15 protein-coding genes are annotated in these 12,457 nt (G+C 66.5%); 10 read left to right on the forward strand and 5 right to left on the reverse strand.

Annotation, left to right across the window (positions count from 1 at the left end; all coding sequences use genetic code 11):
- The first annotated feature begins 35 nt into the window (after window positions 1-35).
- From ACRCUN_RS29705 to ACRCUN_RS29730, 6 genes are all read left to right on the forward strand, one after another.
- Entirely contained in the window at window positions 36-848 is an 813-nt protein-coding gene (locus ACRCUN_RS29705; protein WP_462145207.1) for a TIGR03620 family F420-dependent LLM class oxidoreductase, read from the forward strand.
- Window positions 849-927: 79 nt separating this feature from the next.
- Window positions 928-1,335 (forward strand): TOBE domain-containing protein, encoded by a 408-nt coding sequence (locus ACRCUN_RS29710; RefSeq protein ID WP_462145208.1) that lies wholly within the window; start codon window positions 928-930, stop codon window positions 1,333-1,335.
- Window positions 1,336-1,373: 38 nt separating this feature from the next.
- Window positions 1,374-2,090: a molybdate ABC transporter substrate-binding protein gene (modA, locus tag ACRCUN_RS29715; protein ID WP_462145223.1), complete on the forward strand. Its 717-nt coding sequence runs from the start codon at window positions 1,374-1,376 to the stop codon at window positions 2,088-2,090.
- Between the two features lie 33 nt (window positions 2,091-2,123).
- Window positions 2,124-3,125, forward strand: a complete 1,002-nt coding sequence (locus ACRCUN_RS29720) for an acetyltransferase Pat (protein ID WP_462145209.1) — start codon at window positions 2,124-2,126, stop codon at window positions 3,123-3,125.
- Window positions 3,122-3,934 (forward strand): shikimate 5-dehydrogenase, encoded by an 813-nt coding sequence (locus tag ACRCUN_RS29725; protein WP_462145210.1) that lies wholly within the window; start codon window positions 3,122-3,124, stop codon window positions 3,932-3,934. Before ACRCUN_RS29720 ends, ACRCUN_RS29725 begins: the two co-directional genes overlap by 4 nt.
- Before the next feature lie 96 nt (window positions 3,935-4,030).
- Window positions 4,031-4,891, forward strand: a complete 861-nt coding sequence (locus ACRCUN_RS29730; protein WP_462145211.1) for an AfsR/SARP family transcriptional regulator — start codon at window positions 4,031-4,033, stop codon at window positions 4,889-4,891.
- A gap of 3 nt (window positions 4,892-4,894) precedes the next feature.
- Here the strand turns inward: ACRCUN_RS29730 and lpqN are convergent, their stop codons facing one another.
- Window positions 4,895-5,605, reverse strand: a complete 711-nt coding sequence (lpqN, locus tag ACRCUN_RS29735; protein ID WP_462145212.1) for an envelope biogenesis lipoprotein LpqN — start codon at window positions 5,603-5,605, stop codon at window positions 4,895-4,897.
- 311 nt (window positions 5,606-5,916) lie between these two features.
- Here lpqN and ACRCUN_RS29740 point away from each other — a divergent pair, with 311 nt between their 5' ends.
- The gene (locus tag ACRCUN_RS29740; RefSeq protein WP_462145213.1) at window positions 5,917-7,329 is read left to right on the forward strand and encodes a PE-PPE domain-containing protein; all 1,413 of its coding nucleotides are present in this window, start codon (window positions 5,917-5,919) and stop codon (window positions 7,327-7,329) included.
- A gap of 1 nt (window position 7,330) precedes the next feature.
- Here ACRCUN_RS29740 and ACRCUN_RS29745 read toward each other — a convergent pair whose 3' ends face one another.
- Both ACRCUN_RS29745 and ACRCUN_RS29750 read right to left on the reverse strand, forming a co-directional pair.
- Window positions 7,331-8,302, reverse strand: coding sequence for a bile salt hydrolase (locus ACRCUN_RS29745; RefSeq protein WP_462145214.1), 972 nt, complete (start codon window positions 8,300-8,302; stop codon window positions 7,331-7,333).
- A 33-nt stretch (window positions 8,303-8,335) separates the two neighbouring features.
- Window positions 8,336-8,587 carry a hypothetical protein gene (locus tag ACRCUN_RS29750; RefSeq protein WP_067844300.1) on the reverse strand — a complete coding sequence of 84 codons (252 nt, stop codon included), beginning with the start codon at window positions 8,585-8,587 and terminating at the stop codon, window positions 8,336-8,338.
- A gap of 186 nt (window positions 8,588-8,773) precedes the next feature.
- On the opposite strand from ACRCUN_RS29750, the gene ACRCUN_RS29755 reads away from it, so the two are divergent.
- Window positions 8,774-9,436: a DUF5642 family protein gene (locus ACRCUN_RS29755; RefSeq protein WP_462145215.1), complete on the forward strand. Its 663-nt coding sequence runs from the start codon at window positions 8,774-8,776 to the stop codon at window positions 9,434-9,436.
- Between the two features lie 28 nt (window positions 9,437-9,464).
- Window positions 9,465-10,139 (forward strand): DUF5642 family protein, encoded by a 675-nt coding sequence (locus ACRCUN_RS29760; RefSeq protein WP_462145216.1) that lies wholly within the window; start codon window positions 9,465-9,467, stop codon window positions 10,137-10,139.
- Window positions 10,140-10,142: 3 nt separating this feature from the next.
- On the opposite strand, the gene ACRCUN_RS29765 is transcribed toward ACRCUN_RS29760, so the two are convergent.
- The gene (locus ACRCUN_RS29765; RefSeq protein ID WP_462145217.1) at window positions 10,143-10,739 is read right to left on the reverse strand and encodes an alpha-ketoglutarate-dependent dioxygenase AlkB; all 597 of its coding nucleotides are present in this window, start codon (window positions 10,737-10,739) and stop codon (window positions 10,143-10,145) included.
- A 33-nt stretch (window positions 10,740-10,772) separates the two neighbouring features.
- The gene (soxR, locus tag ACRCUN_RS29770; RefSeq protein ID WP_462145218.1) at window positions 10,773-11,204 is read right to left on the reverse strand and encodes a redox-sensitive transcriptional activator SoxR; all 432 of its coding nucleotides are present in this window, start codon (window positions 11,202-11,204) and stop codon (window positions 10,773-10,775) included.
- Between the two features lie 24 nt (window positions 11,205-11,228).
- Here soxR and arcA point away from each other — a divergent pair.
- Window positions 11,229-12,457, forward strand: a 1,229-nt coding sequence (gene arcA, locus ACRCUN_RS29775; RefSeq protein WP_462145219.1) for an arginine deiminase, incomplete at its 3' end; no start/stop codon positions are given.

Genomic DNA, 12,457 nt, shown 5'->3' on the forward strand with positions numbered 1-12,457 from the left:
ACCTCAACAAGAGTTGAGGTCATAGGTTTCCCGTCATGGAGAACATGAGCCCCTTCGGGATCGCCGTGGATGTCAGCGCCGAGCGCCTGGCCGATGCGCCGGAAATCGAAGCCCTCGGCTTCGGCACGCTGTGGGTCAACGGCGGCCAGCTCGATCACCTCGATCGGCTTCGCGAACTCATCGCGGCCACCAGACGAGCGGTCGTGGCCCCCGCGGTGGTCATGCCGGACGGCTACCGTCCGGCCGAACTGGGTGAGTTCTATCGACATGTCGAAGACGGCACTCCGGGTCGTCTGGTCATGGGTCTCGGACCATTCGCCGGGGCGGGCGCATCGAGCCGAATGGCCGAGTATTTCGAGGATCCGGGCTTCTCGATTCCACGCACCCGCCGGCTACTGGCAGCCTTCGGCCCCGGCCGTCTCGCGTTGGCACGCGAGTACTGCGCCGGCGCGGTGCCGATGCTGTTCACGCCGCAATACACCACGATCGCGCGGCGCGAGCTCGGGCCGGACCGCATCCTCGCGCTGGGGCAGTACGTCGTGATGGACGACAACCCGGCAACCGCCCGCGAGACCGCCCGCATTCCGCTGGGTTTCCTGTTCTCGATGCCCGGCTACGTCAACTCGGCTCTGCGGCAAGGCTTTACCGAAGAAGACATCGAGAGTCTGAGCGATCGGCTGGTGGACTCGTTGGTCGCGTGGGGGAGCGCAGATCGGATCGCGGCCCGGCTACGCGAACAGCGGGCCGCCGGCGCCGACCACGTGTACGCGTCGGTGCTGCACGACGGCGGACAACCAGGGGTGCTGGAATCGGCGACGGCGTTGGCCGCGGTGTTGTTCGACCGCTAATCCGCATTCTCGGATATATATGGCGTATTACACCGCAAATGCGGTTGTCTCCGGCTGGTTGGGCCGCTACGCTGGCGCCGTGCCCGAGATCAGGATCCGCGATGCGGCCGAGTTGCTGGGAGTCAGCGACGACTCGGTTCGGCGCTGGATCGACGACGGCGTGCTACCCGCCCAGCTGGATTCCTCGGGGCGCAAGGTGATCGAGGGTGCGGCGCTCGCAGCATTCGCGCGAGCCCATGCCGCCGCCGCGCCCAAAGACCCGCTCGGTATCGGAAGTTCGGCGCGCAACCGGTTCGCCGGACTGGTCACGAACGTGGTCGCCGACGAGGTCATGGCGGAAGTCGAGATGCAGTGCGGCCCATTCACAGTCGTGTCACTGATGAGCAGTCGGTCTGTGCGTGATCTCGGTCTCGAACCCGGCAGTGTCGCGGTGGCGGTGGTCAAAGCCACCACCGTGATCGTCGAGACACCGAAAGGGCAGTCGTGACCCGTGCGCGTGCCGGCGCGGCGGCGTTCGTCGTGGTGATGCTCGTCAGTGCCTGTTCATCGGAGCCGTCCACCCAGGCTGCGGACTCGGTCGTGGTGTTCGCCGCAGCGTCGCTCAAGCCCGCGTTCATCGAGATCGGCGAACGGTTCAAGGCCGACAATCCCGGCGCCGAGATCGAGTTCTCGTTCGCGGGTTCTTCGGATCTGGTTACCCAGCTGACCCAGGGCGCCGATGCCGACGTGTTCGCCTCCGCCGACACCCGAAACATGGACAAAGCAGTGCAGGCCCGTCTCGTCGACGGCGAGCCTGTCAACTTCGCGACCAACACTCTCACCATCGCCGTCGCACCAGGAAACCCCAAAGGCATCAAGAGTTTCCAGGATCTCGCGAAACCCGGGGTGAGCGTCGTCGTGTGTGCACCGCCGGTGCCGTGCGGCGGTGCCACCGAAAAGGTCGAGAAGGCCACGGCAGTGACTTTGTCACCCGTGAGTGAGGAGACGTCGGTCACCGATGTCCTCAACAAAGTGACCACCGGACAGGCCGACGCGGGCATCGTCTACGTCACAGACGCCGCCGACGCCGGCGACAAGGTCACAAGCGTTCCGTTCCCCGAGTCCGCGCAAGCCGTCAACACGTACCCGATTGCGGTGCTCAAGGATTCGCGCAACGCCGATCTCGCCAACCGCTTCGTCGGCCTCGTCACCGGCGAGGCAGGCCAAAAGGTGCTCGCCGAAGAAGGATTCACCAAGCCCTGACCCAACGGGCGGTCGCGCCGTAGCCTGGGGGACGTGGCCGAACTGACCGAGGCCAGCGCCGCCGACCTCGCCGCTCTGGAGTTCTTCGCCGGATGTCGGCCGTCCAGTCTGGTGGAGCTCGCCGCCCAGCTACGTCCGCTACAGGCAGCCCCTGGGCAGGTGCTGATCAGGCAAGGCGACCAGGCCGTGACCTTCATGCTGATCGAGTCGGGCCGCGTCCAGATCAGTCATGAGGTCCCGGACGCCGAACCCGTGGTCCTCGACATCGAACCCGGCCTCATCGTCGGGGAGATCGCATTGCTCCGCGACGCACCGCGCACCGCGACAGTGGTCGCGACCGAGGCCGTTACCGGCTGGATCGGTGACCGGGATGCGTTCGACACCATCCTGCACCTGCCCGGGATGTTCGACCGGCTCGTGCGGATCGCGCGCCAGCGGCTCGCGGCGTTCATCACGCCCATCCCGGTGCAGGTCCGCAACGGCGATTGGTTCTATCTCCGTCCAGTACTGCCTGGCGATGTGGAACGCACCCTCAACGGTCCGGTCGAGTTCTCGAGCGAGACGCTCTACCGTCGTTTCCAGTCGGTGCGCAAGCCCACCAAGGCCCTGCTGGAATACCTGTTCGAGGTGGATTACGCCGACCATTTCGTGTGGGTGCTCACCGAGGGGGCGCTGGGGCCGGTGATCGCCGACGCCCGGTTCGTGCGAGAAGGCCACGATTCGACGACGGCCGAGGTCGCGTTCACGGTGGGTGACGACTACCAAGGCCGCGGAATCGGCACCCTGTTGATGGGAGCTCTCGTGGTCTCTGCGGGATACGTTGGTGTCCAACGCTTCTCCGCACGGGTACTGAGCGACAATTACGCCATGCGAAGGATCCTGGATCGGCTCGGGGCGACATGGCAGCGCGAGGACCTCGGGGTGGTGGTGACCGAGGTGGACGTGCCGTCGGTCGAGACCGTCGCGTTCTCGCCTGAGCTCGTCGGCCAGATCCGCGACGTCACGCGTCAGGTCATCCGGGCGGTGAGCCAGTGAGGCCACAGCTCAACAAGGACACCAAGGTGTGTATCTCGCTGGCGGCGCGGCCCAGCAACATCGGGACCCGATTCCACAACTACCTCTACGAACAGCTCGGGCTGGACTACCTCTACAAGGCATTCACGACCACCGACATCACCGCGGCGATCGGTGGGGTGCGTGCACTGGGCATCCGGGGTTGTTCGGTGTCGATGCCGTTCAAACAGGACGTGATGAGCCTCGTCGACGAGATCGAACCGTCGGCGCGGGCCATCGACGCGGTGAACACTATCGTCAACGATGACGGATATCTCACCGCGTCGAACACCGATTACGTTGCCGTGCAGACGCTGATCGACGGACTCGATTCTGCTGACGCGGTGATCATCCGGGGCAGTGGCGGTATGGCCAATGCCGTGGGAACCGCCTTCCGGGACAAAGGGTTTCGCCGCGGTGTCATCGTCGCACGCAATCGCGCCGCCGGCGCTGCGCTCGCCGAGCGCCTTGGCTATGAGTACGCGCCCGACGTCGGTGACCTGACCGCACCCGTCGTCGTCAACGTCACCCCGATCGGGATGGCGGACGGGCCGGACGAGCACCGGCGCGCGTTCGAGGCGGACACCGTCGAGGCGGCGCACACGGTGTTCGACGTCGTTGCCATGCCCGCCGAGACCCCGCTGATCTCGGCCGCGAGAGGCGCGGGCAAACGGGTGATCACCGGCGCCGAGGTGATCGCGTTGCAGGCCGCCGAGCAGTTCGAGCGCTACACGGGTGTGCGGCCGACCGCGGAGCAGGTGGCCGCCGCATCGGAGTTCTCCCGTTCCTGAGTTTGCCCTCGAGCTGGCGGATTGTGCTGCGCAAAGTAGCCGGACGATGTTGGATGCTGATGGAGTCACGCCGCGTCCCCGCAATTGAGGAGGCTCATGCGCTATTTGCTCTTGGGCCCCATGTCGGTCGTACGGGACGAGGAATCGGTCGGGCTCGGTGGGCTTCGCCAGCGGGGCGTCCTGGCCGCTTTGCTGCTGGCCGGGGGACGGACGATTGAAACCGACTTGCTCGTCGACATGGTCTGGGGCGACACGCCGCCGCCGAAGCCGATCGCGTCCCTGCGCGCCTACATTGCCAACCTGCGCCGCATCCTGAGCGGTGACCGGCTCATCACCGACCACAACGGTTACCGCCTCAACCTGGGCTCCGACCTGGTGGACATTCGGGAGTTCGAATCGCTGGTCCGCGAGGGTCGTCGCCTCCTTGCCGCCGACGACGACGTCGCCGCCGCCCGCGTACTCGAGCGCTCGCTGCGCTTGTGGCGGGGCGCGCCACTCGCAGATTTCCGGGATCAGCCGTTCGTGCACCACGAGGTGCACCGGTTGCAGGCGCTGCGGGCCGATGCGGTCGAGGCCCGGTTCGACGCGCAATTGGGCATGGGCCGCAACTGGGAGCTCATCGCGCAGCTGGAATCCGAGGTGGCAGCTCACCCGCTGCGGGAAAAGCTGTGGGCCCAGCTGATGTTGGCGATGTACCGGGCCGGGCGACGGGCCGACGCGCTGCACGCCTATCGGCGCGTGCAGGTCCTGCTGGACGCCGAGCTCGGTGTCCAGCCCGGAGCTGAGCTGCAACGGCTCGCCGAGGATATTCGCGGCGAGTCGGCCGAACTCCTTTGGCAGCGGCCCACTTCGGTGACCGCGTGGTCGAGTGCCCGGCCGGGGCACCTCGCCGGCCGCTCGCGCGAGGTGTTGCGGGTGCACAGCGCTCTACGCGCGGCCAGCCGCGGCGGCCGCTGACCGTCAGGGCGTGATCGTGGTCTGTTCGTCGATCACCGCGGTGGCGTCCAGCAACGGGCCCATCTGGTCTTCGGTGCCATCGGCGTTGAGCTGCAACACAAACAGACCGTCCTGGCCGGGGATGACCACCGTCTTCTGCGCGATCAGCCGCCGGGCGCCGTCCTTCACGTAGATGCCGCCGATCTGGTAGGAGTCGAAACCGCCGAGCGTGCCGGCCGAGCCGTCACCCTGATTTTCGTAACCCGGGAGATTCTTGATCTCGTTCGGCGCGTACTCGAGGATTTTCGCGGGGTCGACGTCGCCGGTCAGCCTCGACATCAACGCGATGATCGACGGCGGGTCGGCGGCGAACGCGGGGTCGGTCGAGACGATCGCGCCCCAGGCCCACTCGGGGGCCGTTGCACCCGCATCCTCCCACCCCTCGGGGATCGGGAGATTGAGGGCGGGTGTCCCCGGATCGCCGCGGTGCACCGGGGTTTCGACGATCTTGTTGTCGCGGATGTAGTCGACGATCGTGTAGTTCGGCCCGGACGCCTGCGTCGGAGATGGCGCCGCCTCAGTTGTCTCTTTCTCGGTTGTGGTCGTCTCACTGGTCTCGGTCGTCGACTCCGTGGTGGCATCCCCCGCGGTCGTGTTGGATCCGCAGCCGGCCAGCGCGAGCCCGAGCGCCAGGACGACAGCGGCGATACCGCCGGCGCGCAGCGATGTGGTCATGGGGGCTCCTATCCGTTGGAGAAATCGGCACGCACCGTAGCGGGTGCCGATTGGAAACGGATTGGAACCGTTACTGCTGCCTCTCGTGGGTTTGCCATAGTTCGATGTCGATGCTGTCGTTTGAGTGCTCAAGCAACATTGATTGCGTGTTCACGAATTGCCATATGGCCTTCATGGTTTTGCTGAACTGTTAGCCACCGCAGTGAAAAATACCGTTGTACGGGACATCTCTATTGACGCAGACGTAACTGACGGGGTTGGTCCGTGCATTGCCCGAGCGGGGCGGGCGCCAGGAGGAGGTTGACGTCGTGATGCGTGCCCTACGTTCGCAGGGCTTGGCAGTGCTCGCAATGGCCGGGGTGGTGGTGCTGGCCATCTCGGCCTCCATGTCGACCGTCGTCCAACTCGTCTTGAACCAACCCCACGCGCTGATCATCGGCGGCAACACCAATCCCGATCCGAGTTCCGAGTACGTCGACAACATGGTCGACAACTACATCGGAACGGGATTCCCCGATGGGGACCGCTACCCGGTACACACACCTCAACAGTTCTGGCCGATCTACGGCACGTTGACGTTCGATCAGTCGACCGCGCTGGGCGTGGCGGACCTGGAAGCCGAGATGGCGAAACCCGAACACGCAGACGCGCCGCTCGTGATCCTCGGGTACTCGTCGAGCACGCGGCTGGTCTCGGCCGAGAAGAACAAGCTGATCGCCGCCCAGGATTTCGATAGGGACATCAGCTTCGTGCTGGTGTCCGACGTCAACAAGGGCAATGGCGGGGTGCTGGCCCGGTTTCCGGGATGGGAAATCCCGATCCTCGGAGTGACTTTCGACGGTGCCACGCGCACCGACAGCCCGCAGGTGGGACCGGATGACTACGCATTCGACACCACGAGCATCACGATCGTCCATGACGGCTGGTCGGATTTCCCGATCTACCCGTTGAACGGGCTGGCGCTCGCGAACGCGATCGCCGGAATCGTGTTGCTGCACGGCACATATCCGGAGCTCGACCAGCCCGAGCTGGTACCGGTGGGGCGCACCGGTGACACCGAGTACTACGTCATCGAAACCGAGATCGTGCCGCTACTCATGCCTTTGGAACAGGCCGGGGTGCCACGCCCGATCCTGCTCGCACTCGACGAGCCCGTGCGCGTGCTCGTCGAGGCGGGCTACCGCCGCGACATCGAACCAGGGGCACCCACGCCCGCGTATCTGATTCCCGTCGTCAACCCGGTATCGCTCACCACGAACTTCGTCGCCTCGATTCCGGTCGGCATCGACGACGGTTTGCAGGCAAGCAATCTCGGCCGGCCCTTGGGCACCACGCCATCCGGCCCGTTCGGTGTCGGCGGCGAAGATGAGGACCTCGAAGGGACGCCGCCCGGCTTCATACCGCTCGGGAACCCGGCAGCCACCACGGCGCCAACCGATTCCACGACGACGACTTTGGCCGAACCGGACGCCGAACCGGCAGCCGCCAGCGACGACATGCCCCAACCCAAGAAGTCCGATCGCCCAAAGCCATTGCGCCCCAAGGTTCGTGGCCCGATCACCTTCGACGGTCCCAAGCTGTCGGCCGACCGGCCGCTCAAGCGGGTCGTCAACGCGTTGACCGGACGTCGATCAGAAACCGCCGACCAGACGTCGCAGCCCGAGCCGGACGCCGACGCCGACGCAGACGCCGGTGCGCCGTCGGGCGACGACGCCGGAGAGTGACTCAGAAGGCGATATCGCGGGGCGTGAAGCGTTCGGTCACATTGCCGGCCAGCGACTCGTCGTACGGGTCGATCGCAAGCGTTTGACCCCCGGCGGGCAGAGCAAGCCGGTCGAATTCGACCCAGATGGTGCTCGGGCTGGTGCTGAGCTCGAAGAAATACAGCCGCTGAGTCAGGTCGCTGACGGTGCGGTATTCGGTGTTGTAGACGCCGAAATCGCCATAAGGGGCGCCGAAGGGCACCGACACGTTGCGCATGATCGCCATCACGCCTGCCACCGCCTGACGGATGGTGGCCGGTTCGGGCAGCAGGGCCGAGTAGTAGGCGGCACGCTGAAACCGGTCGACGGGATTCACGTTGCCGGGCAACGGCAATTCGCGACTGGGATGCGAGAAATCCTGCTTGGCCAACAACGCCAGTTGCTCGTCATACGTCGGGTCGTTGGTCATCAGGGTGTACTGCCTACCGTGGTGCACGACGAGCTTGCCCGAAGCCACTTCGAGGATCGCCGAATCGCCCGAAGCGTCCTCGATGGCCAGGTGCAAGGTGGCCTCGCGACCGCGAGCGCCGACCATGACCAACTGGATGCCGTCCATGAGTGCCAGCGCCTCTTCGACTGTGGCTGCCTGGTCGAGCAGATACTGCGCCCACACACCGGTGTGCAGGCCCGGCAGTTCAGGGTTTCGCGGGCCGACGTCAGTGGAGCGCAGGTAGAGCGCATGGACACCAAGGCCCTGGGAATTGAGGCCGTCGACAGTGCCGAGTCCGTAGACCGTCGTGACGAGGCTCGCGTAGCGGCTGGTCCAGCGCAATGGGTTCTCCGCAATCACCGGGTGACCGGCCAGCAGGCCACCGTCGCGTGACCGCCCCGGCGGGAACGCCACGATCAGCGGCTCAGTGGATTCCGGCCAGTCCATGCTGCGGCCCGTGAGGACCGCCAGATCGTTGCTGTTCCACAGAACCCGGGTGCACATGGCCGCAGACTAGTTCACCGGCGGCGGTATCGGTCAGCACCGGGCCGTGAGATACACCGTCTGGGTCACGGCCTCGCCGGGGCGAACCGAATCCACCGTGCAGCGGTCCAGCGGCGCCGGACCCATCTTGTAGAGCACGACACGGTAGCCGTCCTGTTCGAGTTCGTTCACGGTGTCTTGCGCCGACCCGATGCCGGACGGGGCGGCCAGCGTCTCAGCCGGGAAGCCCAGCGTCAGCGCGGACAACGCACTGCCGGTCAGCGCGGCGACTGCCAATTCGTACACCTGTCGTGCCTCTCACGATGTCATCGCCGGGGCGGTCACCACCCCCGGGCTCTGCTGGTTGAAACCGACCGTGCCGCCGTTAAATTCCGCTGTATCGCAACGCTTGCCGCGGTTGTGGCGCCGGAAAATGGCTTGACATCCGTGCTTATGGTTCCTCGGCAGCAAACTTTGTGATATCAACGCGCCGTGCGCCTGATTGCCGCCGCCGTTGCCGTTGCGTTGGTTACGGCGGCCTGCGAGCAGCCGGCTCCCGACCCGCCTTCCACACCGGTGACCACCACCACAAGCGTCGGCGGAAACGTGAATCCGGCCAGGATCGAGCGCGTCCGCCAGGAGTTGCCTGCTGGCTACGAGGTCGCGGGCATCGATACCCGGACCAATCCCATCGCGCTGTGGGGTTTCGGTCCCGACTGGCAGGCCGAACCGGCGCACTGCGCAGCGCTGGCTGCCGCGGCGGCGGACCCGGCAAGCGCACGCGGCTGGTCGGCGTCGGGCTCGGGCGGAATCGTGTACGCCGTCGTGGCCCACACCACCGCGCCGGCGGATCCAGCGCTCGCCGGTCAGTGTGGGCAGTGGACGGTGTCGGGTGGCCACGCCACCGCAACCGTCACCGGTCTCGCCGCGCCGCCGATCGACGGTGCGCAGACGGCCGGTATGGCGGCCACGATCACGACGGTCGTCGAAGGCGGAACCGAGACGCGCGCACACTCCGACACCTTCACCGCGGACCTGGGCGCCTACCACTGCTTCGTCACCGTCGTCACGGACCCGGGGTCGCCGAATGCCGCGCTCGACGCGGACTTCGCGGCGGACCTGCTGGTGAAAACGGTGTCGGCGTTACGGGGCTGAACCGGTTGCGGCGGGTACATTTACCGCGATGCCGAACCGGAACGTGCTACCCGTCGTGATGTGCGTTGGAGCCTGTGCGGCCGCACTGGTCGCGTGTGGTCAATCCGACGAACCGGAATTCCCCAACGCCGATATCGGCAACGTCAGCAAGGTCCGATCCTCGTTCGGCCCGGAATACAAGGTGAGCGACGTGGCGCCGACCGGGATCGATCCGAAGATGCTCGCGCCGCAGAAGATGCCGCCAGGGGTCAAGTTCGAACCGGCCGACTGCGCGAAGTTCGCCGAGGGTCAGTCGCTGCCGCCCGGATTGAAGGGCAACATGGCCGCGACCGCGGCCGAAGGCGCGGGCAACCGGTTCATCGTCCTGGCGGTGGAAACCTCCGAACCCATACCGCTGAGCGATCCGGGAGATGCCTGCAAGCAGGTCAAGTTCCTGGGGCCGGGCTCTCGCGGGCAGGTCGACGTGGTCGAATCGCCTCAGATCGAGGGCGCGCGCACGGTGGGCACGCATCGCGTCGTGCAGACGACCGTGCAGGGCAAGCCGCGCACGGGCGAGCTCTACAACTACGTGGCCAGCTTCGGATCGTTCATGGTGATCGTCACGGCGAATCCGCTCGTGGTACCCGACAAGCCGGTCGCACCCGTCGACACCGCGCGGGCCCGCGATCTGCTGTCGGCCGCCGTGGCCGCCGTCAAGGGGTAGGCGCTAGCGCACGTCGTGCGGCCGGAACTGGATGCTGATGCGCGGCCCGATCAGCCTGCTGGTCTTCGGTATCGAGTGTTCCCACGTGCGCTGGCAGGAGCCGCCCATCACCAGCAGGTCTCCGTGCCGGTGTTGCAGCCGCAGCGCGTGCCCGCCACCGCGCGGGCGTAGTGCGAAAACCCTTGTCGCCCCGAGTCCGACGATCGCGACCATGGTGTCGTGGTTGCGGCTGCGGCCGATCGTGTCGCCGTGCCAGGCCACGCTGTCGTTGCCGTCGCGGTACAGGCACAGCCCCGCGGTCGTGAACGGTTCGCCGAGCTCGCCGCCATAGGTGTCGTTGAGCCTGCGGCGGATCTGCTTGAGCCGCGGGTGCGGCACCGGTTCGTTGATCAGATGGTGAAAGCTGACCAGGCGCGGCACGTCGACCACGCGGTCATACATCTCCCGTTGTTCGGCTCGCCACGGTATGGCGTCCATCAGCTCTTCGAACAGCGAATCGGCATCGGGCAACCAGCCCGACCGCAGCTCGACCCAGGCGCCACTGCCGAGTCGGCGACGTTCCGCGTGCTCGAACAGCGAGCCTTGCAGCGCCAGCTCCATGCGCGCGAGTGTATCGCACACACGTTCGATATGTCAGAGCCTGGCCGCGCCCGGTCCCTGTTCTGCCAGGACGTCACCCGGATTGGTGAGCAGACACGTTTTGAGGCTCAGGCAACCGCAGCCGATGCAGCCAGTCAGGTTGTCGCGCAAGCGTTGCAGGTGCAGGATGCGGTCGTCGAGGTCCTGGCGCCAGCCGGCCGACAACCGCGCCCAGTCCTTGCTCGTCGGGACCCGATCGGTCGGCAGCGTGGCAAGCGCCTCGCGGATTCGGGCCAGCGGTATGCCCAGCCGCTGCGACATTCGGATGAACGCCACCCGGCGCAGCGTCTCGCGGGCGTAGCGGCGCTGATTGCCCGAGGTGCGACGGCTCGCGATGAGCCCTTCGCGTTCGTAGAAATGCAGCGCTGAGACGGCGACGCCGCTGCGCTGCGCCATTTCGCCCGGGGTCAGTTCGTGCATATCCATGACACCTAAACCCTACTTGAGGTGATGGATGGGGTTACCGTTCTAGGTGTGACTGATGTGGTGTTGGGGTCGAATTCGGAGGTGGGCACGCTGCGCGTCGTCATCCTGCACCGGCCCGGTCCCGAACTGCAGCGCCTGACACCGCGCAACAACGACGCCCTGCTGTTCGACGGGCTGCCGTGGGTCGCCAAGGCGCAGCAGGAGCACGACGCCTTCGCCGACCTGCTGCGCTCACGCGGCGTCGAGGTATTGCTGCTGGCCGATCTGCTGACCGAGGCACTCGCGTACAGCGGTGCGGCCCGCATGCACGGCATATCCGCGGCCGTCGACGCGCGCCGGCTGGGTCTGCCCCTGGCGCAAGAGCTTTCGGCCTACCTGCGCACGCTCGAACCTGTCGCGCTGGCCCATGTCCTGATGGCGGGGATGACGTTCAACGAGCTGCCGTTCAGCGGCGCCGAGCTGTCACTGGTCCGGCTCATGCACCACGGCGGGGATTTCGTCATCGATCCGCTGCCGAACCTGCTGTTCACCCGTGACTCGTCGTTCTGGATCGGGCCACGCGTGGCGATCAAGTCACTGGCACTGCCGGCCCGTGTGCGTGAGACGTCGCTGACCGACCTGATCTATGCCCACCATCCCCGTTTTCTCGGGGTGCGGCGCGCGTACGAGTCGCGGTCCGCGCCCGTCGAAGGCGGTGACGTGCTGCTGCTCGCACCCGGTGTGGTCGCGGTCGGGGTGGGGGAGCGCACGACACCTGCCGGCGCGGAAGCCTTGGCGCGCAGCCTGTTCGACGACGACCTCGCGCACACCGTGCTGGCCGTGCCGATCGCGCAAGAGCGGGCCCAGATGCATCTGGACACCGTGTGCACGATGGTCGATGTCGACGCCGTCGTCATGTATCCGAACATCGTGGACTCGTTGTCGGCGTTCACGATCCATCGTGACTCCGGCGAAGTCCGCATCGACGACGAGGTGCCCTTCGTGCGGGCTGCGGCCGAAGCCATGGGTATCGACAAACTGCGGGTGATCGATACCGGGCTCGACCCGGTGACCGCCGAGCGCGAACAGTGGGATGACGGCAACAACACGTTGGCGTTGGCGCCGGGCGTGGTTGTCGCCTACGAGCGCAACTCCGAAACCAATGCCCGCCTTGCCGATTCCGGCATCGAGGTATTGCCGATCGCGGCGTCGGAGCTCGGCACCGGCCGTGGCGGGCCACGCTGTATGTCGTGCCCGGCGGCGCGGGATCCGCT

This window comes from Mycobacterium venezuelense, from assembly GCF_054919535.1.